Source organism: Candidatus Pelagibacter sp. Uisw_136 (genome assembly GCF_047720275.1).
GTDB lineage: Bacteria > Pseudomonadota > Alphaproteobacteria > Pelagibacterales > Pelagibacteraceae > Pelagibacter.
Map to the genome: position 1 here is coordinate 780,301 of NZ_CP159812.1, position 22,063 is coordinate 802,363.

Genomic DNA, 22,063 nt, shown 5'->3' on the forward strand with positions numbered 1-22,063 from the left:
ATTTAACACACCTTGTTATGATGCCGCTTTAATTTTTTTCTTTGAATAAGCAGCGTTTTTTTTAATTTCATCAGAAATTAAAAAGGCTAATTCTAAGGCTTGATTAGCATTAAGTCTTGGATCACAATGAGTGTGGTATCGGCTAGATAAATCCTGATCAGATATTTTTTGCGCACCACCTGTACATTCTGTAACATTTTGACCTGTCATTTCAATATGTAGTCCACCAGCATAACTTCCTTCACTCTGGTGACAGTCAAAAACATTTTTTACTTCTTTCACTACACTGTTAAATGGTCTTGTTTTAAATCCGGTTGTAGATTTAATAGTATTTCCATGACAAGGATCACAGGACCATATTACATTTAAACCTTCTTTTTTAATGGCTCTTATCAATTTTGGTAAAAATTTAGAAACATTTTCGTGTCCAAATCTTGAAATTAAAGTTATTTTTCCTTTTTCATTTTTTGGGTTTATTTTATTACAAAGTTTTATTAAATCTTCAGCTTTTAATGTTGGTCCACATTTAATTCCAATTGGATTTTCAATTCCTCTACAAAACTCAACATGTCCACCATCTAATTGTCTAGTTCTATCTCCTATCCAAACAAAGTGGGCTGAGGTATCATGATATTCACCAGTTGTAGAATCTACTCTGGTCATAGATTGTTCAAAAGGAAGTAACAAAGCTTCATGTGAGGTCCAAAAATTCACCGTTTTTAGTCTTCTATTAAAATCAGAATTGATTCCACATGCATCCATAAATGCTAAGGCATCTGCTATTCTATCCTCTAAATCTTTAAATTTTTTAGCAGCAGGAGAATTCTTAATAAAACCTAAATTCCAAGTATGTACTTTTTTAAGATCAGCAAAACCTCCATGGGAGAAGGCTCTTATGAGATTAAGTGTAGATGCAGACTGAGAATATGCTTTAAAAAGTCTCTTTGGGTCTGGAACTCTTGATTTTTTATTAAATTCCATACCATTAATATTATCACCTAAATAACTAGGCAGTTCAACACCATCAATATTTTCGACAGAAGAACTTCTTGGTTTAGAAAATTGTCCAGCAATTCTTCCGAGTTTAATAACTGGTAGTGAAGCAGAATAAGTAAGCACTAGCGACATTTGAAGTATCAGTTTAAATGTATCTCTAATATTATCAGGATGAAATTCAGCAAAACTTTCTGCACAGTCTCCACCTTGTAATAAAAAAGCTTTTCCATCAACAACATCTGCTAATTGTTCTTTTAAATGTCTTGTCTCACCAGCAAAAACTAAGGGAGGAAATTTTTTAATTTTGCTTAAAACCCCATCTAATTCTTTTTGATCCGGATATTCCGGAATATGTTTTACAGGATAATTTCTCCAGCTATTTATTTTCCAATTTTTCATATTCAACCTAGGGGTGTTCTATCAGAATTTATTTATTATTCAACATCCATAAAAGCTTATAAGAATCTTAAAAAACTCTTGGATATTAATTCTTTAATAAATATGTCAAATTTTATCAGATTGTTAACAAAATATATACTTTGATAAGAGTTAATTATTCCAGTTGGATTTTGCTTGGTTATATAATTAGAGGGTAAGGCAAAAATATTGAGATTAAACTTTTTTGCTATTGATAATGATCTACTCATATGGAAAGCATCAGTAATTAAAATAATTTTACTTTCACTTTCATTTTTTTCAATTAGGAACTCATTTAGTCTTTTAAAGTTTTCAAATGTATTTCGAGCCTCAGGTAGAAAAATAATACTATCTTTATTTAAGTTTGAACTTGAAATCAAATTTTTTATTAAGAATGTTTCTTTATCCATGCCATTCTCTTTATCCAAATAACCAATACCCGAGGAAAATAAAATTTTTACCTGATCTAGTTTTGGTTTATTTCTTAAATTTATTGCATAAATAGTCCTACGTAAAGAGCCAGAGGGTACAAAAATATAATCAACTTTATCTGGTATTTCTACAGAATAAAATTTTTTTTCAAGAAAGAAATATATTAGATTATGTCCTACAGGAAAAACTGAAATTATCGAAAATATTATAAAAAAAAAAGTAAAAACTTTTCTAAAAAAAATCTTTTTTTTAAAAAAACCTATATAAAAAAAGATGATAAGTAGAAAAATAAGAATATTACTTGGTACTAATAGTGGGGTAAAAATCTTTGAAAAATAAAAATATAAATTCAAAGTATTACTCAACAGTTACAGATTTAGCTAAATTTCGAGGCTTATCAATGTCGTATCCCTTTTTAAGAGCTGAATAATAAGCTAATTTTTGTAAAGGTACGGTTAGTAAAAAAGGTAACAAATCATCATTAGCACTTTCAACCAATATTGTTTCCCAAATATTTTCTGAAAAAACTTCATCTTTACTTTTATTGGTGATTAATAAAACTTTGGCACCTCTTGCTATTACTTCCTGCATATTGGAAATTGTTTTTTTATAATAATTATCTCTTGGTGCTAAGACAATAACTGGCATTCCATCTTCAATTAAAGCTAAAGGACCGTGCTTCATCTCACCCGCAGGGTAGCCTTCTGCATGAACGTAAGCTAATTCTTTTAACTTTAACGCCCCTTCTAAAGCAATTGGGTAGGAAAAACCTCTTCCTAAAAACATTGATCCTTTTGCGTCAGTAAATGAACTGGAAACTGTTTGAATTTTGCTCTCTGTAAGTAAAGTTTTCTCAACTAACTTAGGTAATACTTTTAAGTCTTTAATTTTGTTTAAATATAAATCTTTATCTAAGTCCTTTTTTAAAATACCTAATTTTAATACCAAAATATAAAGAACTAACATTTGACCCATAAAAGCTTTTGTAGAGGCTACACCAATTTCAGGTCCACAATGAATGGGTAAAACAAAATTAGAATCTCTTGCAATTGAACTTTCTATAACATTAACTACACTACAAGTTTTCATATTATTTTTATTACACAAATCTAACGCAGCATATGTGTCTGCTGTTTCACCAGACTGAGAAACAAAAATATACAAATTGTCATTTTTAAATCTGTTTTTTCGATATCTAAACTCGGATGCAATATCAATTGTCACATCTAGTGTAGTATTTTCTTCAAACCAATACTTTGCCATTAAACAAGAATGATAAGCCGTTCCACAACCAATTAAAGTAACGGAAGAAATTTCTTTTATATCCCAGGGAAAATTATGGATATTGATGTCGTTGTTAATTGTATCAACATACTCGTTTATGCAGTTCTTTAGTGTTGTTGGCTGTTCCTCAATTTCTTTGGCCATAAAATGCTTAAAGTCACCTTTGTCATAATCTTGTTCTTTAGAAGATAATTCTAAAACTTTTTTATTAACCTTTAAGCCCTCTTCATCAAAAAACTCAACTTGGTCTTTTTTAATGATACAAAACTCTCCATCATTTAAATATGAAATTTTATTGGTCATAGATTTTAAAGCGTAAGAATCTGAACCTAAATAATTTTCGTTTGGACCATAACCAACTGCTAGAGGTGATCCTCGTCTTGCGCCGATTATAAGATCTGGCTGGTCTTTAAAAATTATACCTAAAGCAAAACTTCCATGTAGCTGCTTAAGAGTTTTAATAATTGCATCTTTTAAATTAAGTTCTTTTAAATATTCTGTTATTAAATGAACAATTACTTCCGTATCTGTCTGAGATTTAAATACATGGCCCTTGTTAATTAAATATTTTTTTAAAATTGTAGAATTTTCAATAATACCATTATGCACTACTGATACACTCTCTGATGAATGGGGATGGGCATTAATAGTATTTGGAATTCCATGTGTTGCCCATCTAACATGACCAATTCCAATTGGTCCTAACATATTTTTAACTGCAAGGTTTTTTTCTAAAATATCAACTCTGCCTTCTGATTTTGCTTCATTTATCAAACCTTCAGATAAAGTCGCAATACCTGATGAGTCGTAACCTCTATATTCTAATTTTCTAAGAGAATTAATGATCGCAGCTGATACTGGTTTATTACTAGCTATTCCTATAATTCCACACATATTATTTTATTTTTCTTTTATAATTTTTAACTTCTGTTTGAGAGTTTCTCGTTAAAGCTAATGAATTTTTTTTTACTTTTTTGGTAATCACTGAGCCAGCTCCAACAATGCTATTTTTTTCAAGAGTGATAGGCGCAACTAATGATGAATTAGAGCCTATAAATACATTATCTTTAATTTTTGTTTTACTTTTTTTAACACCATCATAATTACAGGTAATTGTTCCAGCTCCTATATTTACATCTTTTCCTATTTCACTATCACCAATATAAGATAAGTGGTTAATTTTTGATTTTTTTCCAACTATGCTTTTTTTAACTTCAACAAAATTTCCAATTTTTGATCCCTCTTCAAGAATAGTGCCTGGTCTTAATCTTGCATAAGGTCCAACTTCAACTTTATTTTTAATTTTACAATCTTCTAAATGTGAAAATGAATTGATAGTTACATTATTGCCAATTTTAACTTTTGGCCCAATGACAACATATGGATTGATGATAACGTTTTTTCCAATCTTAGTGTCTTTTGAAAAAAAAATAGTCTCAGGTCCAATCATTTTTACACCAGACTTGATAAAAAATTTACGAAGTTTTTCTTGTTCAATATTAGAATTTATTTGTTTCATCTGGAAATATTTTTATATTAAGTGTATAGATATCTTAATTCACAATTTATTTCTTAAAAATACTTTATTAATGACTCAAAATTACTCAATATTATTTGATCTGGATGGAACATTAGTTGATACCGCACCTGATTTAATGAATGCCCATAATCATGTAATGAAAAAATATGGTTATCCAACTAAATCTACTGCAGATATTAGAAATCTTGTTGGACAAGGAGCTGGTGCGATGATTGGTAGATCTATATGGGGGCAAGCTAAAAAAGAATTTGGTAAAATTGATGATCAAAAAATTAAAGCTGAAATGGTTAAGGATTTTGTTAACTTTTATGGAAAAAATATCATTAAAGAAAGCACACTTATTAATGGTGTAAAAGAGTTTTTGAAGTGGTGTAATGAAAAAAAAATTTCAATGGCAGTTTGTACTAATAAACAAGAGAACTTAGCAATTGACCTATTAAAAAAAATTGGGATTTACGATTATTTTGAATACGTTGCTGGATCAGATACTTTTGATTATTGTAAACCTGATCCAAGACATATAACAAGTATAATTGAAATCATTGGTGGTGATGTAAAAAAATCTCTAATGTTTGGTGACAGTGAAACTGATGCAAATGCTGCAAAAGCCGCCTCGATACCAGTAATTTTATTAGAAAATGGTTATACAGAAAAAAATTCTAATGAAATTTACCATAATCATTTGATAAAAGACTTTATGGGTGTTGAAAAAATAGTTTCAACTTATTTAAAAGATTGATTTAATCTTTTTTCTTACTATTAATAGGACAGCATAAATAAGGAGCCTAATGATTTCACATAGAGTTAAAGTTTACCCATCAAAAATTCATTTACCTAAAAAAAATCAATTAGCATGGAAGATTGCTGAAATAGCTTCCGATAATGCAAAATTAGATAAGGCAGCTATTGAAATGGTTATTAATAGAATAATTGATAATGCTTCAGTTGCTATTGCTTCTTTAAACAGAAAAGCTGTTATCTCTTCAAGAGAAATGGCACTAAAACATCCTAGAAAAAATGGTGCAAATTTATTTGGTATTGATTCAAAATTAAAATTTGATTGTGAGTGGGCTGCTTGGTCAAATGGAACGGCTGTCAGAGAGCTTGATTTCCATGATACTTTTTTAGCAGAAGACTACAGTCATCCAGGAGATAATATTCCACCTATTTTAAGTGTAGCTCAACAAACTAAAAAAAGTGGTTTAGATTTATTAAAAGGAATTATTACAGGTTATGAAGTTCAAGTTAATTTAGTTAAAGGAATTTGCCTACATAAACATAAAATTGATCACATTGCACACTTAGGCCCTAGTGTTGCGGCAGGTTTGGGAACAATGTTAAAGTTAAATACTGAAACAATTTATCAAGCAGTTCAGCAGGCATTACATACTACAGTTTCTACAAGACAATCTAGAAAAGGTGAAATCTCTAGCTGGAAAGCTTATGCCCCTGCTCATGCTGGTAAACTTGCTATAGAAGCAGTTGATAGAGCAATGCGTGGTGAAGGTGCTCCAAGTCCAATTTACGAAGGTGAAGATAGTGTTATAGCTAGAATATTGGATGGTAAGAAAGCTTTATACAATGTGCCTTTACCAAAGAAAAATGAGGCTAAGAAAGCGATACTAGAGACTTATACAAAAGAATATTCTGCAGAATATCAATCTCAAGCACTGATAGACATTGCTAAAAAGCTTAATAAAAAAATTCCTAATTTAAATCAAATAAAAAAAATCGATATTTATACAAGTCATCACACTCATTACGTAATAGGTACTGGTGCAAATGATCCACAAAAAATGGATCCTAATGCAAGTAGAGAAACACTAGATCACTCTATCATGTACATTTTTGCTGTAGCACTTGAGGATGCTGATTGGCACCACGTTAAATCATACACCAAACAAAGAGCTAATAGAAAAAGTACTATAAAAATTTGGAAATCTATTACTACTTTTGAAGATAAAAAATGGACTAAAAAATATCACGATCCTAATCCAAAGAATAAATCATTTGGTGCTAAAGTTGTAGTTACTTTAAATAATGGTAAAAAAATTACAGAACAATTAGATAGAGCAGATGCTCACCCTTATGGAGCACGTCCATTTAGAAGACAGAATTATATAAACAAGTTCTTAACATTAACGGATGGTATTTTAGATAAGAGAGAAAGTGCTCGTTTCTTAAGAGTTGTACAAAATCTTAAAAGCCTGAAAGCTGGGGAGTTAAACAAACTAAACATCCAGATTAAAAGAAGTCAGATTAAGAAAAATACAAAACAAGGAATTTTTTAGTGCATTTTGTAGATAAAGAGCCTAGTCAAAAAAGAGCTGACTTTGTCAGTAAATTAAAATCAAATAAGATTTTAAGAGTTCCAGGTGCATATAATCCACTAACTGCAAAACTAATTGAAGAAATTGGTTATGACGCTGTTTACGTATCAGGTGGAGTTATGGCGAATGATTTAGGATTTCCAGATATAGGTTTAACAACACTTCAAGATGTTAGTACTAGATCTTATTTAATATCTAGAGTTACAAGTTTACCTACCATAGTTGATATAGATACTGGTTTTAAATCTTGTGAAGAAACTATTAAAACTTTTGAAGAGTTTGGGGTGTCAGCTGTTCACTTAGAAGATCAAGTAGAGCGTAAAAGATGTGGCCATTTAGATAACAAAGAATTAATTTCAACTGAAGCAATGGTTAAAAAAATTAAAGAATGCGTTGCTGCTAAACAAGATGATAATTTCAAAATTATAGCAAGATCTGATGCTAAGGGTGTTGAAGGAATAGATAAAATGATTGATAGATGTAAGGCTTATATTGATGCTGGGGCTGAAATTATCTTCCCAGAAGCTTTGCAAGATGAAAAAGATTTTGAAAAAGTTAGAAAAGAACTATCATGTTACTTGCTCGCTAATATGACTGAATTTGGAAAATCTAAGTTATTCAATTACAAAGAATTGGAAAATTTTGGATATAATATTGTAATTTATCCAGTAACCACACAAAGATTAGCCATGAAAAATGTAGAAGATGGCCTTAGAGACATATTTGTGGATGGACATCAGAACAATATTATTGATAAAATGCAAACTAGAAAAAGACTTTACGAGTTAGTTGAATATGAAAAATATAATTCGTTAGATGAAAAAATTTATAACTTTAGTACAGAAGGACATGAATAATGGCTAATGATATAAAAAAAGGTTTACTGGGAATAACTGTTGATGAAACTGAAATTTCAAAAGTCATGCCTGAAATTAACTCTCTAACTTATAGAGGTTACGCAGCTCAAGATTTATGTGCAAGGTGTGATTTTGAAGAAGTTGCTTACTTGATTTTAAATAAAGAATTACCAAATAAAAAACAGCTAAAAGAATTTAAAAAAGAATTATCTAAAGAAATAACTTTATCAAAAAATTTAATAAGCATTTTAAAAAAAATACCTAAAAATTCTCATCCAATGGATGTTGCAAGAACTGCTGTTAGTGTAATGGGTCTTGAAGACAAGGAAACTAAAGACAATTCTCCAAAAGCAAATTTAAGAAAAGCAATTAGAATTTTTGCAAAAACACCCACTACATTAGCTGCTTTTTATAGACTTAGAAAAGGGAAAAAAATTATAGTACCAAAGAAAAAGTTTAGTTTTTCGGAAAACTTTTTCCATATGTGCTTTGGAAAAGTTCCTAATAAAGAAATTGTTAAAGCCTTTGATGTCTCTTTAATTTTATACGCTGAACATAGTTTTAACGTATCAACTTTTACTGCAAGAACTATTACCAGTAGCTTATCTGACATTCATGGAGCAATTACTGGTGCTATTGCAAGTCTAAAGGGTCCTCTCCATGGTGGTGCTAACGAAGAAGTAATGCACATGATGAAAAAAATTAAAAAACCTGAGAACGCTTTAAAATGGATTACTAAAGCTTTGAAAAATAAAGATGTAGTAATGGGGTTTGGTCATAGAGTTTATAAAAGTGGTGACTCGAGAGTTCCAACAATGAGAGAATATTTTAAAAGAGTTGCTATAATTAAAAAAGATAAAACATTTGAAAAAATTTACGACATCGTTGAAAAAGTAATGATTAAAGAAAAAAATATTTATCCTAATGTTGATTACCCAACAGGTCCAACTTACCATTTGATGGGTTTTGACACTGACTTCTTTACACCTATATTTGTAATTTCAAGAATTACGGGATGGTCGGCACATATTATGGAGCAGCATGCAGCTAATAAATTAATTAGACCACTTGCAAGTTATAAGGGTAACAAGCATAGAAAAGTTATACAATTAAATCAAAGATAGTTAATTTTTTTCAGCTAAAATATTCTCTTTATCAATTTCTCTTAATTGGTAATTAAAACTAGTTAGTTTTTCTTTGATTAATTTAAGCTTAGCCCCATCTTTAAATGTTCCATCAAAATGTTTAAATTCAAAAATAATTTTCTTTATTTCAATTTTATTAAAATCAATTGAGTTTAATATCTCAAACTCTGCACCCTCAACATCAATTTGGAGGAGATCAATTGAGCTAACTAAATATTTATCAATTAAATTAGAAAAGGTTAAATACTGAATATTAACACCTTCAATATCAGGGTCACTTACTAAAAATCTCTTATTTTTATGATTTAGTATGTGCTCTTTATTAAAAGATCCGATGCCACTAGCCCAGTGTTTACCTAATTTTTTAACCGCATCTGGTTTGACATAATAAAATTTCTTTATCTCATTTTTTTCAGATATCGCTGAAGTCTCAATTATAATATTATTATATTTAGCAGTATTTTTTTTAATAAATCAATATTATAAGGAACAGGTTCAACTAAAAGTATATTTTGACTTAAATACTTTTCAAATAAAGTAGCTAACCAAGCACCAGAATGTGCACCAATAACGACTAAACCAAACTTTTGCACTTAGATTAACTAAAAGCTTCTGTCCAAGTACCTTGAGTTGACGCTTTAGAATACTCTGTTGAACGACCTTCAAAGAAGTTCATGTGTTCAACTGCATTCAACATAGAATCTAACCAAGTAAGTGGATTTTTTTCCACATCATAAATTGGGTCTAATCCAAGTTGAGACAATCTTCTATTAGCAATAAATCTTATATAAAGTTTTACATCTTTTGCCGTAAGACCTTCCATAGGACCCATTTCAAAAGCTAAATCAATAAAAGCGTCTTCATGCTCAATGATTGTTCTACATGCTTTATAAAGTTCTTTTTTTAATTCAGGATTCCAAATTTCTGGATTCTCATGAATGAACTCTTTAAACAATCTAATCATAGAGTTACAGTGCAACGTTTCATCTCTTACTGACCAAGTAACAATTTTGCCCATTCCCTTCATCTTGTTATGTCTTGGGAAGTTAAGTAAGATTGCAAAACTTGCAAATAATTGTAAGCCCTCGGTAAATGCACTAAATACAGCTACTGTTAATGCAATATCTTTTTTTGAACTCATGTCGAAATTTTGCATGTAGTCGTATTTATCTTTCATCTCTTTATATTTCATGAATGCAGAATATTCTGACTCAGGCATTCCAATAGTGTCGAGTAAATGAGAGTAAGCAGCTATGTGAACTGTTTCCATTGAAGCAAAAGCAGTCATCATCATCAAAACTTCTGTAGGTTTGAATACAGTTGTATAATGTCTTAAATAACAATTTTGCACTTCAACATCAGCTTGAGTAAAAAATCTAAAAATTTGTGTTAATAAATTCTTTTCAGACTGAGTTAAATTTTTCTGCCAATCCCTAACATCATCACCAAGTGGCACTTCTTCTGGTAACCAGTGAATTCTTTGTTGTGTTAACCATGCATCATAACACCATGGATATCTAAAGGGCTTGTAAACTGGGTTTTCAACTAACAGTCCCATTTTTTGTGGTTGAACTATTTCCTCTTTTGGTGGTTGAATAATTTTAGTATTCATTTTTTCTACTGACATGATAGGCACTCCTCGTATTCTGGTTGTTCAGTTGTTTGTGGTTTTGACTTATAGACATTTGCGGTAACATCGGTTGCTTTAGTATCATTAACATTCTCCGCACGTTGAATTGATTTTGATCTACAGTAATAAAGGCTCTTTAAACCTTTTTTCCAAGCATCAAAATGAATTTTGTGTAGTTCTCTTTTATGAATATCTGCTGGTACAAATAAGTTAATTGATTGAGCTTGAGATATAAAAGGTGTTCTATCTCCACTTAATTCAATAATCCATTTTTGATCTAACTCAAAAGCAGTTTTAAAAACATCTTTCTCTAAATCAGTTAAAAAATCTAAATGAGAAACAGAACCTTGGTTTGTTGTAATACCAGACCAAACATCATCATTATTTTTCCCATGTTTTTCTAATAGTTCGACTAAATATCTGTTTCTAACATTAAATGAGCCTGAAAGTGTTTTATGAGTATAGCTGTTAGCGGCAACTGGCTCTACTCCAGGGGATGCTCCACCACAGATAATAGAAATAGAAGCTGTTGGTGCAATAGCTGTTTTATTTGAAAATCTTTCATTATAGCCATAATCAGCAGCATCTGGACAAGCTCCTCTTTCATCAGCTAAATCTTTTGAGGCTTGATCTACATGCTCTTGAATATGTTTAAATATCTTTTTATTCCAAACTTTACTCATAACAGACTCGAGTGGAATACTGTGTTTCTGTAAATAAGAATGGAAACCCATAACACCTAGGCCAACACTTCTTTCTTTTTCTGCAGAATATTTTGCATCATCAAATTGCTCTGGAGCTCTTTCAATAAAATCTGTTAATACGTTATCTAAAAATCTCATAACATCATTAATCATAACATTATCGTCTTTCCACTCATCATACTTTTCTAAGTTTAAAGATGATAGACAACAAACAGCCGTTCTATCTCTTCCATTTTTATCTATTCCAGTAGGTAAAGTAATCTCACTACAAAGATTAGAAGTTTTAACAGTTAATCCCGCTAACTTATGGTGTTGAGGAATTTGTCTGTTAACTGTATCAATATAGATAATATAAGGTTCACCTGTTTCAATTCTTGCAGTTAATAATCTAATCCATAAATTTCTTGCAGAGATAGTTTGTTGTACAGTTCCATCAGCAGGACTTTTTAGTGCCCACTGCTCATCTGTTTCAACAGCTCTCATGAATGCATCTGATACTAAAATACCATGATGAAGGTTCAAAGCTTTTCTATTTGGATCTCCACCTGTGGGTCTTCTCATTTCAATAAATTCTTCAATTTCAGGATGATCAATTGGAAGATAACAAGCAGCTGATCCTCTTCTTAATGAACCTTGGCTAATTGCCATCGTTAACGAGTCCATTACTTTAATAAAAGGAATTATTCCTGAAGTCTTACCAACTTTACCAATTTTTTCTCCAATAGACCTAAGGTTACCCCAGTAACTTCCAATCCCACCACCTTTAGCGGCTAACCAAACGTTCTCACTCCATAGATCAAGTATTCCATTTAAGCTGTCTGATGCTTCATTTAAAAAACATGAAATTGGTAAACCTCTTTTAGTTCCACCATTTGATAAAACTGGAGTTGCTGGCATGAACCATAAATTACTAATGTAGTTATAAATTCGTTGTGCATGTAAATTGTCATCTGCGTATGAACTTGCAACACGGGCAAATAGATCTTGGTAAGATTCGTTATTTCCTAAGTATCTATCTTTTAAAGTTGCTCTGCCAAAATCTGTTAATTTAGAATCTCTTGTTCTGTCAATTTTAATAATGATGCCTTTTTCATTTTGAAAAAGTTCAGTGTCATTACTAAGTGAAAATAAATCTGGTCCTTTATTTTTTGAAAGTTCGCTATTATCAGGGCTATATTCGGAGACAGCTTTCTTGAGTGCCTGTGATAGTATTTTGTTCATATTTTAATATTTTATAAGTTTTTTTTTACAAAACAACTACATGTTGTATGCTGAAAGCATTGATACACCATATAAATCATTATTCAACAGAACGTTTATAGAACATTGAAAAAAAATATCAATAAAAAAATAAAATGAATGTAAGAAAGGTTAACAATGACAACAAATTTAAAAATAGATCCATATGGTTTCAGGGAGTATGACGCAAGGTGGTTGTATGAGAAGGACATAAACCAACTCGGAATAGAGAATCTAGGTAAAGGTTTAGGAACTCAAATTATAAAACATACAAAAAAAACGAATCCAAGAGTAATCGTAGGTCATGATTACAGATCTTACAGTGAAGAAATTAAAACAGCACTTAAAAAAGGGCTACTTTCAACAGGATGTAATATTGAAGACATAGGTTTATCTCTATCCCCTACTGTATATTTTGCACAATTTAATTTAGATGCTGATGCTGTTGCAATGGTTACTGCTAGTCACAATGAAAATGGTTGGACTGGAGTTAAGATGGGTATCAAAAAAGGTTTAACCCATGCACCTGAAGAGATGAAAGAATTAAAAGAAATTACTTTAAATGAAAATTTTATTAAAGGTGAAGGTAGTGAAAAACAAATAGAAGGTTTTCAACAAATTTATAAAGATGATTTAATAAATAAAAATAAAATCAAAAAGAAAATTAAAGCAGTTGTTGCATGTGGTAATGGTACCGCTGGAATATTTGCACCTGAAATTTTAAGAGGTATTGGTTGTGAAGTAATAGAATTAGATTGTGATCTTGATTGGACTTTTCCAAAATACAATCCAAATCCTGAAGATTTAGAGATGTTACATGCAATAGCAAAAGCTGTAAAAGACAATAACGCTGATATTGGTTTTGGTTTTGATGGTGATGGTGATAGAGTTGGTGTAATTGATAATACAGGTGATGAAATATTCTCAGATAAAATTGGATTATTGATTGCAAGGAATTTATCTAAAACTCATAAAGGTTCTAAGTTTATTGTAGATGTTAAATCAACTGGGTTGTACGCAACTGATAAGGTCTTAAAAGACAATGACTGTGAAACTATTTATTGGAAGACAGGTCACTCTCATATTAAAAGAAAAGTTAATACTGAGAAAGCTTTAGCTGGATTTGAGAAAAGTGGACACTTTTTCTTTAATCAACCTTTAGGTTTTGGTTATGATGATGGAATAAATTCTGCAATTCATGTGTGTCATCTATTAGATAATCAAAATAAATCTATGCATGAAATTATAAAAGAATTACCTAGCACTTTTCAAACGCCAACAATGGCACCCTTTTGTAAAGATGAAGAGAAATATCAAGTGGTTGAAGATTTAGTTAAACAAGTAAATCAAATTAAAGATAATAAAACTAAAATTGATGACCAAGAGATAAGTGAAGTATTAACTGTTAATGGTATCAGATTTTCTTTTAAAGATGGATCATGGGGATTAATTAGAGCCTCATCTAATAAACCATCATTAGTAATTGTGACCGAAAGTCCAACATCGAATGAAAGAAAGAAAAAGATCTTTGATTTCATTGATGATCTTTTACAAAAAACTGGCAAAGTTGGCGAGTATGATCAAAAAATATAAATATTTACTAGTCTTTATCCTCCTTTTTACCTCTAAAAGTCACGCTCTAAGCCCTGAATATGAGAAAGAATTATACATTGGTTGTTACACTAACTCTAAGCAATACCTTGGAACAGATGGTGCTAAAATATACTGTCAGTGCACAGTTGATAAATTAAGTGCAAAATTCAACAACGAACAGATGGATGAGGTGTTCAGTAAAGAGCCTGGTGAAATTCAACAACTAACTGCATTTGCGACAATTGAGTGCGAAAATAATAAATAGCTTTTCAAATAAATAAATAATTAATAGATTTTAAAAATGGAAGATAAGAAAAACTTTGGTTTTGGAACGCAGATTAGAAAATCCCCTTACTTTAACTCAACAGTTAAATGGGGTGCAACTGGTTTTTCAGTTTATAATCATATGTACATTCCTCGTGACTTCGGATCTCCTGAACAAAACTTTTGGAATTTAGTTAATAAAGCAATTTTATGTGACGTTGGAGTTGAACGACAAGTAGAGATTACAGGACCAGATGCTACAAAATTTATTCAACTGTTAACACCGAGAGATTTATCAAAACTTTCAGTTGGTCAATGTAAATATGTTTTAATAGTTAATAATGAAGGTGGAATTTTAAATGATCCAGTTTTATTAAGATTAAAAGAAAACCATTATTGGTTATCTCTTGCTGATAGTGATATTTTATTATGGGCACAAGGGGTAGCAGTAAACTCAAACCTTGATGTTAAAATTATCGAACCCGATGTCTCCCCTCTTCAATTACAAGGACCTAACTCTGGAAAAATTATGGAGGCTTTATTTGGTGAAAGTATTAATGAACTTAAATATTATTGGTTACGTGAATTAGATTTAGATGGCATTCCTTTAATAGTGTCTCGTACCGGTTGGTCAAGTGAATTAGGTTATGAATTATATTTAAGAGATGGCTCTAAGGGGGACAAACTTTGGGAAAAGATAATGGCAGCTGGTAAACCTCATGGATTAAAACCAGGTCACACATCATCGATTAGACGTATTGAAGGTGGAATGTTATCTTATCATGCTGATGCTGATATAAACACGAACCCTTATGAACTAAATCTAGGAAGGTTAGTTAACCTTGACACCGATATAAACTTTATTGGTAAAGATGCCTTACAAAAAATAAATACTGATGGCATTAAAAGAAAGCAAGTTGGAGTTATCTTAGATTGTGATCCTTTAACTGGACCAAACACTACCTTTTGGGAAATCACTAAAGACAATGAACAAGTTGGTAAAATTACTTCTGCAGTTTACTCACCGAGATTAAAACAAAACATAGCCCTTGCAATGGTTACAATTAATAATTCAGAGATTGGAACGGTACTTGATGTTAAAATCAATGACAAAGTCATTAAAGCAACTGTTGCTGAAAAACCTTTCTATGATCCTAAAAAGAAGCTCGCAAGTTCATAGCAATAAGAGTATTTATAAACAATGTTAACTCCAAAAGATTATATATCCCTATACTTACTGGTTATTATCTTAACGGTAGTCTCAGTTAACTTCATGTACCGTCTCTATTTCTAGCAATACACATTACTATTATTGAAAAATTAATTGGTAGTTGACCTTTATTTGGGGTGCTAGTGGTACACCCTACCTCACACTACCTCACACTACCTCACACTACTTCACACTAGTTAAGCGGTTTATATTTTTTATAGTTATGAGTTAACCGCTTAAAGACTCACCAATTTAAGCAATAAACTAGTCCCCAAACTAGTACATTTAGAGATAAATCAAGTTTTAAGGTGCTGTGAACAAAGAAAACGCTAGTAAACTCTGGAAAATTATTCAGGAAGCTGGCGATTATTTACAGGGTCAGAGATTACCCACCTAACTTTTAAGAAAATAAGTAATCGTTAGAATTATAAGGATAATGACAATCCAAATAGTAAGATTAGTTAAGAATTGTTTTAATTTAGAATTAGATTGTAGAAAAGCTGGGAGTACTAATAAGAGTATCCCTAGCATATAAACAAAGGGTAATATCTGATCCATCATTATATCTAGTTTGTATTAAGCAAAGTTTGTTCGAGACCGTCTTTCATTCTGCTTTATTTTATCAAAGGTTTTCTCAATTATTTTAGCTTTCGGTCTTAACTCTTCTTTGTTATCTTTTTCTAAAATATTTGCCCCAGCTGTTTTATTAAATCCGTCTATTTTTTTAAAATATTCTTTGTTTTTAGATTGAGATTTACTGTACCAAAGGTCCTTTAATTGTTTAGTGTAATCTTCAAGTTTACTCTTATCCCAAGTAATATTTTCTTGTTTTCTCATCAAATTATAAAATTGAATGAAGTCTTTTGATTTAACCCACTGTCTAATTATATGAGTAAGTGTTTTATCTTTATTTTCTGGATCAAGTTGCTTTTGTGTAACTATCGCAATAATATTTAACGAGTAAGACGCTCTATTAACATCATAATTAGATGCATTCCCTTGGTCACACCCCTTTAATAAGCTTAATACTTTTTCAAGATCACTGTCTGAATGTGTTAAGTGTTCAATTACCTTATCCCACTTATCTTTTGCAACTTTAGCCATTCATAGACAATACACAGATTAAGGACCTTACTCAATTAACGATTAGTGAATATTAATCAACATGGCCACGGCTACAAAACCGAGACCATATTTACTCAGTTATTGATTTTACAAGCTGACAGGGTTTCCTGGTCTGCCGTTAGGTAAATCTTTATTTTTGATTTCAGTAACAGCGTCTTTTGCAGTACTGATTTTTACCTCTACTATTTCTTTAAGGCGGTCGTTATCAACTAATTGCTCATTGCAATAACTGATAACCTTTTTCTTAGCGTCATCAGCAGATTCTGCGTTGATGATTTCTTCTCTAGACGATATTGATTTTTCAACTACGTCGACTTTAACTTTATACAAATTGGTCATATGACCTCCTTATCAAAAAACAATAACATGGCAGCCTATACGCCACAACCTCCAATCAGGTATTTAAGTGATGAAATGAGGGTTAATCAACTAAAATTGATAATATGTTTTTTGAAGTAGCCTAAGAAGTATATCTTTTATTATTAAAATTTTATTATTTATTTATAAAATCTCTTAAATGTTGATTTTCATCTTTATACTGTTCAATAATATGATTTACCACATCTCCAATAGACACAATGCCTAATAGTTTTTTTTCTTCTATTATAGGGATATGTCTAATTTTATGATTAGAGATTATTTCCATTAATTCTGTAACAGAAGTGTTTAGATTACAAGATATTATATTTGTAGTCATTATTTTGGTAACCAGTAATTCACTGCTGAATTCATCTTTATAAATATATCGAGCAAGATCTCGCTCAGAAATAATTCCAATTACACTTTTATCGTGTTCACTTAATACTGGCATAACGCCGACGTTATGTGTTTGAAGTTTGTTGCTTGCTGTCTTTAGTGTATCTTTTTCAGTTAATGTAAAACATTCTCTATTAGAAAGTTGTGTAACAAGTTTTCTCGCCATTTTATATTTTATGTTTATTTCATTGTCATCAAGATCCTAGCACAAAAATGTTACTCGTAGATAGGTTTTAATTTTGTTCAAGCTTCTAATTTTTGCTCCATCAACTTGTTGCTAACTAGGAATTATAGAATAACCCCACTTATTTTTTTGACAGCTCATCTTTCATAGCTAATTTAAGCTTCTTTAAGGTTTTTAAATCGTACCAACTTTTAGGTCCTCTTTTTGAGCTTCTTTGTTTTTCAGCAACAGTTACTTTTTTTTTAAGATCTTTGTGTTTTTCTTTTATTTTCATTTATTTGATCATAATCACTCTGAATAAAACAATTTATCATATTAATTTTATTCATCTGACATTGGACAAGGTAATAATGGTTCTAATTTCTCTTGGAGTTTTTCTGATGTAGTTTGTTCTTTTTTATTTCTTTTAGATTCCTCAGAACTTTCTGCTAATTGATTTCTTTCTTTTTCAGCTTCTTCTTCTAAATATTTTTTAAATCTTATTCCTCGAACAATCTCCATAAATTTATTATCTCTCTTAACTTTTGGATACTCCAATTAAACAATCTCTAAATATTGCGTAATTTTACTAAATTTATAATGCAAATTAATGTTAAGACTTTTTAAAATCATAGTAGACATAATTATTTTAAAATTATATTTTCTAATTTTAAGGGGGTCACCCTTTCGGTAAACTCCAAAAGAGTTCCCCTATAAGTGGCGGTCTACGCCAAAATCCATAATAATGGATTTATGTTTTCTTGATCTTAGTTAGTCTTTTATTATTTAGTCACAACCAGCTAAATTTCAGGTGGTGATAGGCTCATAATCGACCTCCTTTATTGATTGTTTAAATCATACCCTCTCCAAATACCCTATTCAAAACATTTATTTTCTTTTATGTTAAATATATTTATTGAATATGGTTTACCAAGATCATATGATTTCGAAAATTTAAACAAACCTTCTTCCCATATTTTTTCCCGTATAAAAAATACTTTAAACCGTCTCAATTTTATTGAAGTAATCTTATAAAAAATAAAAAGAATAAAACTTTTTCATTTATTTCTATACTGATGATAGCTTTATTTTTTTTGAATATTTTTTCTTAGGAGCATTTTTTATAACAGCTTGAGCACAACGCATTACCCCTCTTTTTTTATCAAAAGTCATTTTGGGCTCACCATACAATTTCCATCCATTAGATATGGCCTCAGTTACACGATGACAAAATTCTGAAGTGTCATCGTTTGTAATAAATCTATAACCTTTCATCTATTCTCCTTTTTAATTTTGTTTTTTATATTGTCTTCTAATAAAGATTATTATGTAAGTGAAAACAAAACCAAAGGCAAATTCATCTAAAATTGATCTTGTATTACCCATGCCACTTGCAAAATTCCATCTATTAGCATTAAAAAAATCAATACCAATATCAAATGTTTCTTTACCATTAGAGGCTGAAACAAAAAGATAAACAATTATTACCAGTAAAAAACCACCCATATAAGAGGATAAAACATCCAAAAGATGGATTTTATTCTTTTTATTTTTTATAAGTTTATTTCCAAGTCTTGATGCAACAAAGCTAATAACAAGAAGACTTAGAAAAGATATTAAGATTAACCAATACATAAAGGAATACTACTAAATCTTAAATCAGGTGTCTAGGTGATGGAATGAGGTAATACTAAACAGGATTAATGAAGCCTGAGGAGTGGCTATTTATAATTTAGTTAAATCCTTTTTTAAATGGATCATGCAGTAGTTTTTTGTAATTATATTTATATTTTTTATTATTATAATGGAGTGAATTAACGACCAGTATTCTTGAATTTTCAACATCAATTAAAATCATATTCCCACCATAGCCACCCATGCCAAATATAATTTGGTTTTTTAATCCTGGAAAATCCATATGAAATTGACCTCCATATGATTTTGTACGATTAAATGCTGGTTCATTTTTTTTTTCTGTTAAATTTTTAGGAATTCTTCTTTTATGTATTTCTTTTAAATATTTTCCAACACAAGTATCATTCTGATAATCATCCATTATAGCTTTTGCTATTCTAAGATAGTCAAATCTTGTTGCCATTATATTAGGATGTCCATTTCCATTTTCTTCTTGAAAACTAGTATAGCCATAACGAATGCTATTTTTGATCTTTATTTTATCATTAAAAACTTTGCTATAAAATTTGTCATAATCTTTACCAATTTTAAATTTCATATAGTTTAAAATTAACTGGGTAACAAATCCATTATAATTGTATGTTTGCTTAGATTTTTTTGTATTTTTGTTTCTAAAGTGTGAGCGCATGGTTGTTTCAATATCTCTATCTTCATATGCACCTAATTTACTTGTACCATCTCCAAATTCATCGATGTATTTTTGATCACCAGTATTCATATTTAAAAAATTAATTAATTTTTGATCATGATAAAGTGAATCTTTTATTACAGGCCAGTCGTTTACTCTTGCATCAACTCCATCAATGTAGCCATCACATATTGCATGACCTAATAAATAAGAAGTTACTGACTTGCTCATTGACATTGAATAAAATTTTGTTTCATTATTTAAAAACTCTCCTAATCTTTCTTTGGGAGAAAGTTCGTCAATCAATACTTCGCCATCTTGATAATATAAATAACTAAGGATACCTTTAGTTTTCATTTGCTTTTTTAAATATTTATCTTCAATTAAGTTAAATTTAAAATCGTAGGAATTATTTGTAGGTTTAAACTCTCTTAAATGTGAACTTCTATCCCTATAAGAGTATGCCCATAAATAATAAATTAGCGTGTCTCTGTTTGGGTTTGAATGATAGGCTAGATTGGCAGCTGAAAATGCTTTATTTTTTATCTTGATATCCAGATTGTTAGATCCTCGAAATTCATCACAATTATTATAATACCAATTTGTGTCACCTTTATCAAAAGATTTACATGTTTCACTTTCAATTTTTTCTAAATATTGATGGTATCCATTATCAGAAAGCCAACTATTAAATGATTGTATTAATTTATTATTTGCATGAGCATTACCACTCAACAACAAGCCCAGAACGATGATACCTAAAATCTTTTTCATGAACTCGGACCCTATCAATATTCAAATCAGGTGTCTAGGTGATGGAATGATAATTAATTAGTTTATCTTCTAGTTGGAATTTTAGATGCAATGTACTGTTTTCGAACACCTTCTCTAAAGTAAATATAAACCCCAGCTGAGATAATACAAATGACCCCTAACAAAGTTCTAAGAGATGGAATTTCATTAAACAAAAAATAACCTGGGATCATTGACATAATAATTAAAGAGTATTCAAATAATGAGACAACGGATGGGGATGCAATGATATAAGCTGAAAAGATACATAAGAACCCAATAGATGCTGCTACTCCAAAAAATAATATAAATTTCCAAGTATAATCAAAATTTGTAAACCACTCTCTAAATATAAATTGTGTAGTTGGATCAAAATCAGAGTTGTTGAATTGACCATTGCCCATAAAGACATAAATTATGCCACATAAAACAAGAGCAATTAAATAAAAATAGTATAACTGGGTGTTTACATCATCCTTATCAGATGTGTATTTAGTAATAGTCATTGATGCTGCATAAAATAAAGCACTTAACACTGGTAACAAATTTCTATAATCAAAACTTTCAAAATCAGGATTTAAGACGATTAATACACCAAAAAAACCAAAGGCAATAGCGGACCATCTTCTAATACCAATAAATTCTTTTAAGAAAAATTTAGCAAAAATGGATACAAAAAAAGGACAAGAAAAGAATAAAGCATTAGCAGTTGCTAGTTGCATATAAGTAATAGAGATAAAAAAGGTTGAAAAAGCAACAAAATGTAACAACACCCTTGCAAAAGTTAATACAGGATAATGTGTTTTAAGCGATACTTTCTGTCTTTTAAAACTTAAATAAATAAAAAGCACTGTTGCTGCAATCAAATACCTTCCAAAGAAAATCTCATAAAGAGCAGATTGCTCGAAAATAAATTTAATTAACGAGTCTTGGATTGCAAACAAGCTCATTGCAATCAGTATTAAAACTATCCCTTTTGAATTATTGTCCCTACTCATTATCTAAGCTTAAACCTTGAGCAAAGAAACTTAAAAATAAGGTAATTAAATTTACCAAGACCGTAGAAATTAGGTGCTGGTTTTTTAGTTTTTAATTTTTTAGCTTTTTTCTTCTTCATAACTAATATGGTTTTGTGTTTCATTTGAATGTTTAAGATTATAGCAATCCGTACAAAGTAAGATCACTTCAGGTCCTGAACTCACTTGTGTTAAGATGGCAGTATCATCTCCACATTCACTGCACCCTGATAAACGTTTTTTCATA

General features: G+C 30.2%; 25 protein-coding genes. 7 read left to right on the forward strand and 18 right to left on the reverse strand.

The genetic code is table 11. The annotated features are described in order from the left end of the window. Nucleotides 1-15 precede the first annotated feature (15 nt). From ABXT53_RS04215 to ABXT53_RS04230, 4 genes are read right to left on the reverse strand one after another with little or no spacing between them, the layout of a single operon-like run. Nucleotides 16-1,395 carry a class II 3-deoxy-7-phosphoheptulonate synthase gene (locus tag ABXT53_RS04215; protein WP_415289805.1) on the reverse strand — a complete coding sequence of 460 codons (1,380 nt, stop codon included), beginning with the start codon at nucleotides 1,393-1,395 and terminating at the stop codon, nucleotides 16-18. A 56-nt stretch (nucleotides 1,396-1,451) separates the two neighbouring features. Continuing rightward, nucleotides 1,452-2,198 carry a YdcF family protein gene (locus tag ABXT53_RS04220; protein WP_415289807.1) on the reverse strand — a complete coding sequence of 249 codons (747 nt, stop codon included), beginning with the start codon at nucleotides 2,196-2,198 and terminating at the stop codon, nucleotides 1,452-1,454. Between the two features lie 4 nt (nucleotides 2,199-2,202). Next, nucleotides 2,203-4,023, reverse strand: a complete 1,821-nt coding sequence (glmS, locus tag ABXT53_RS04225) for a glutamine--fructose-6-phosphate transaminase (isomerizing) (RefSeq protein ID WP_415289809.1) — start codon at nucleotides 4,021-4,023, stop codon at nucleotides 2,203-2,205. 1 nt (nucleotide 4,024) lies between these two features. Further along, the gene (locus ABXT53_RS04230) at nucleotides 4,025-4,648 is read right to left on the reverse strand and encodes a DapH/DapD/GlmU-related protein (protein WP_415289810.1); all 624 of its coding nucleotides are present in this window, start codon (nucleotides 4,646-4,648) and stop codon (nucleotides 4,025-4,027) included. A 70-nt stretch (nucleotides 4,649-4,718) separates the two neighbouring features. On the opposite strand from ABXT53_RS04230, the gene ABXT53_RS04235 reads away from it, so the two are divergent. The 4 genes from ABXT53_RS04235 to ABXT53_RS04250 are packed head-to-tail and all read left to right on the forward strand — an operon-like array spanning nucleotide 4,719 to nucleotide 8,980. Further along, nucleotides 4,719-5,408 (forward strand): HAD-IA family hydrolase, encoded by a 690-nt coding sequence (locus ABXT53_RS04235; protein ID WP_415289811.1) that lies wholly within the window; start codon nucleotides 4,719-4,721, stop codon nucleotides 5,406-5,408. Between the two features lie 49 nt (nucleotides 5,409-5,457). After that, a complete protein-coding gene (locus tag ABXT53_RS04240) occupies nucleotides 5,458-6,960 on the forward strand; it encodes an MmgE/PrpD family protein (protein ID WP_415289813.1) in 1,503 nt (500 codons plus the stop codon). Beyond that, nucleotides 6,960-7,856 (forward strand): methylisocitrate lyase, encoded by an 897-nt coding sequence (gene prpB / locus ABXT53_RS04245; protein WP_415289814.1) that lies wholly within the window; start codon nucleotides 6,960-6,962, stop codon nucleotides 7,854-7,856. The genes ABXT53_RS04240 and prpB overlap by 1 nt, the downstream gene beginning before the upstream one ends. Then, nucleotides 7,856-8,980 carry a bifunctional 2-methylcitrate synthase/citrate synthase gene (locus tag ABXT53_RS04250; RefSeq protein ID WP_415289815.1) on the forward strand — a complete coding sequence of 375 codons (1,125 nt, stop codon included), beginning with the start codon at nucleotides 7,856-7,858 and terminating at the stop codon, nucleotides 8,978-8,980. Before prpB ends, ABXT53_RS04250 begins: the two co-directional genes overlap by 1 nt. On the opposite strand, the gene ABXT53_RS04255 is transcribed toward ABXT53_RS04250, so the two are convergent. Genes ABXT53_RS04255 through ABXT53_RS04270 form a run of 4 tightly spaced genes read right to left on the reverse strand, consistent with a single transcriptional unit; the run spans nucleotide 8,981 to nucleotide 12,556 of the window. Then, nucleotides 8,981-9,472, reverse strand: a complete 492-nt coding sequence (locus ABXT53_RS04255; protein WP_415291306.1) for an FkbM family methyltransferase — start codon at nucleotides 9,470-9,472, stop codon at nucleotides 8,981-8,983. Beyond that, a complete protein-coding gene (locus tag ABXT53_RS04260) occupies nucleotides 9,436-9,594 on the reverse strand; it encodes a hypothetical protein (protein WP_415289817.1) in 159 nt (52 codons plus the stop codon). Before ABXT53_RS04260 ends, ABXT53_RS04255 begins: the two co-directional genes overlap by 37 nt. A gap of 5 nt (nucleotides 9,595-9,599) precedes the next feature. After that, nucleotides 9,600-10,613, reverse strand: coding sequence for a ribonucleotide-diphosphate reductase subunit beta (locus ABXT53_RS04265; protein WP_415291307.1), 1,014 nt, complete (start codon nucleotides 10,611-10,613; stop codon nucleotides 9,600-9,602). Nucleotides 10,614-10,618: 5 nt separating this feature from the next. Further along, entirely contained in the window at nucleotides 10,619-12,556 is a 1,938-nt protein-coding gene (locus ABXT53_RS04270) for a ribonucleoside-diphosphate reductase subunit alpha (protein WP_415289819.1), read from the reverse strand. A 156-nt stretch (nucleotides 12,557-12,712) separates the two neighbouring features. Here ABXT53_RS04270 and ABXT53_RS04275 point away from each other — a divergent pair, with 156 nt between their 5' ends. Genes ABXT53_RS04275 through ABXT53_RS04285 form a run of 3 tightly spaced genes read left to right on the forward strand, consistent with a single transcriptional unit; the run spans nucleotide 12,713 to nucleotide 15,611 of the window. Beyond that, nucleotides 12,713-14,167, forward strand: a complete 1,455-nt coding sequence (locus ABXT53_RS04275) for a phosphomannomutase/phosphoglucomutase (protein WP_415289820.1) — start codon at nucleotides 12,713-12,715, stop codon at nucleotides 14,165-14,167. After that, nucleotides 14,151-14,432 (forward strand): hypothetical protein, encoded by a 282-nt coding sequence (locus tag ABXT53_RS04280; RefSeq protein WP_415289822.1) that lies wholly within the window; start codon nucleotides 14,151-14,153, stop codon nucleotides 14,430-14,432. The genes ABXT53_RS04275 and ABXT53_RS04280 overlap by 17 nt, the downstream gene beginning before the upstream one ends. Nucleotides 14,433-14,468: 36 nt before the next feature. Continuing rightward, nucleotides 14,469-15,611, forward strand: coding sequence for a glycine cleavage T C-terminal barrel domain-containing protein (locus tag ABXT53_RS04285; RefSeq protein ID WP_415289823.1), 1,143 nt, complete (start codon nucleotides 14,469-14,471; stop codon nucleotides 15,609-15,611). 606 nt (nucleotides 15,612-16,217) lie between these two features. Here the strand turns inward: ABXT53_RS04285 and ABXT53_RS04290 are convergent. From ABXT53_RS04290 to ABXT53_RS04335, 10 genes are all read right to left on the reverse strand, one after another. Beyond that, nucleotides 16,218-16,745, reverse strand: a complete 528-nt coding sequence (locus ABXT53_RS04290; RefSeq protein ID WP_415289825.1) for a hypothetical protein — start codon at nucleotides 16,743-16,745, stop codon at nucleotides 16,218-16,220. 108 nt (nucleotides 16,746-16,853) lie between these two features. Beyond that, the gene (locus tag ABXT53_RS04295) at nucleotides 16,854-17,105 is read right to left on the reverse strand and encodes a hypothetical protein (protein WP_415277766.1); all 252 of its coding nucleotides are present in this window, start codon (nucleotides 17,103-17,105) and stop codon (nucleotides 16,854-16,856) included. Nucleotides 17,106-17,259: 154 nt separating this feature from the next. Further along, complete coding sequence (locus ABXT53_RS04300) at nucleotides 17,260-17,688, reverse strand: CBS domain-containing protein (protein ID WP_415289826.1); 429 nt, start codon at nucleotides 17,686-17,688, stop codon at nucleotides 17,260-17,262. 139 nt (nucleotides 17,689-17,827) lie between these two features. Beyond that, on the reverse strand, nucleotides 17,828-17,980 hold the full coding sequence (locus ABXT53_RS04305; protein ID WP_415277770.1) for a hypothetical protein: 153 nt from the start codon (nucleotides 17,978-17,980) through the stop codon (nucleotides 17,828-17,830). 47 nt (nucleotides 17,981-18,027) lie between these two features. Next, nucleotides 18,028-18,243, reverse strand: coding sequence for a hypothetical protein (locus tag ABXT53_RS04310; RefSeq protein WP_415289828.1), 216 nt, complete (start codon nucleotides 18,241-18,243; stop codon nucleotides 18,028-18,030). 510 nt (nucleotides 18,244-18,753) lie between these two features. Continuing rightward, entirely contained in the window at nucleotides 18,754-18,960 is a 207-nt protein-coding gene (locus ABXT53_RS04315; protein WP_415277772.1) for a DUF1737 domain-containing protein, read from the reverse strand. 12 nt (nucleotides 18,961-18,972) lie between these two features. Beyond that, nucleotides 18,973-19,320 (reverse strand): hypothetical protein, encoded by a 348-nt coding sequence (locus ABXT53_RS04320; protein ID WP_415289829.1) that lies wholly within the window; start codon nucleotides 19,318-19,320, stop codon nucleotides 18,973-18,975. 97 nt (nucleotides 19,321-19,417) lie between these two features. Next, entirely contained in the window at nucleotides 19,418-20,782 is a 1,365-nt protein-coding gene (locus tag ABXT53_RS04325) for a hypothetical protein (protein ID WP_415289831.1), read from the reverse strand. 62 nt (nucleotides 20,783-20,844) lie between these two features. Next, entirely contained in the window at nucleotides 20,845-21,798 is a 954-nt protein-coding gene (locus ABXT53_RS04330; RefSeq protein ID WP_415289833.1) for a DMT family transporter, read from the reverse strand. A 99-nt stretch (nucleotides 21,799-21,897) separates the two neighbouring features. Then, nucleotides 21,898-22,062, reverse strand: coding sequence for a hypothetical protein (locus ABXT53_RS04335; RefSeq protein WP_415277774.1), 165 nt, complete (start codon nucleotides 22,060-22,062; stop codon nucleotides 21,898-21,900). Between the last annotated feature and the right edge of the window lies 1 nt (nucleotide 22,063).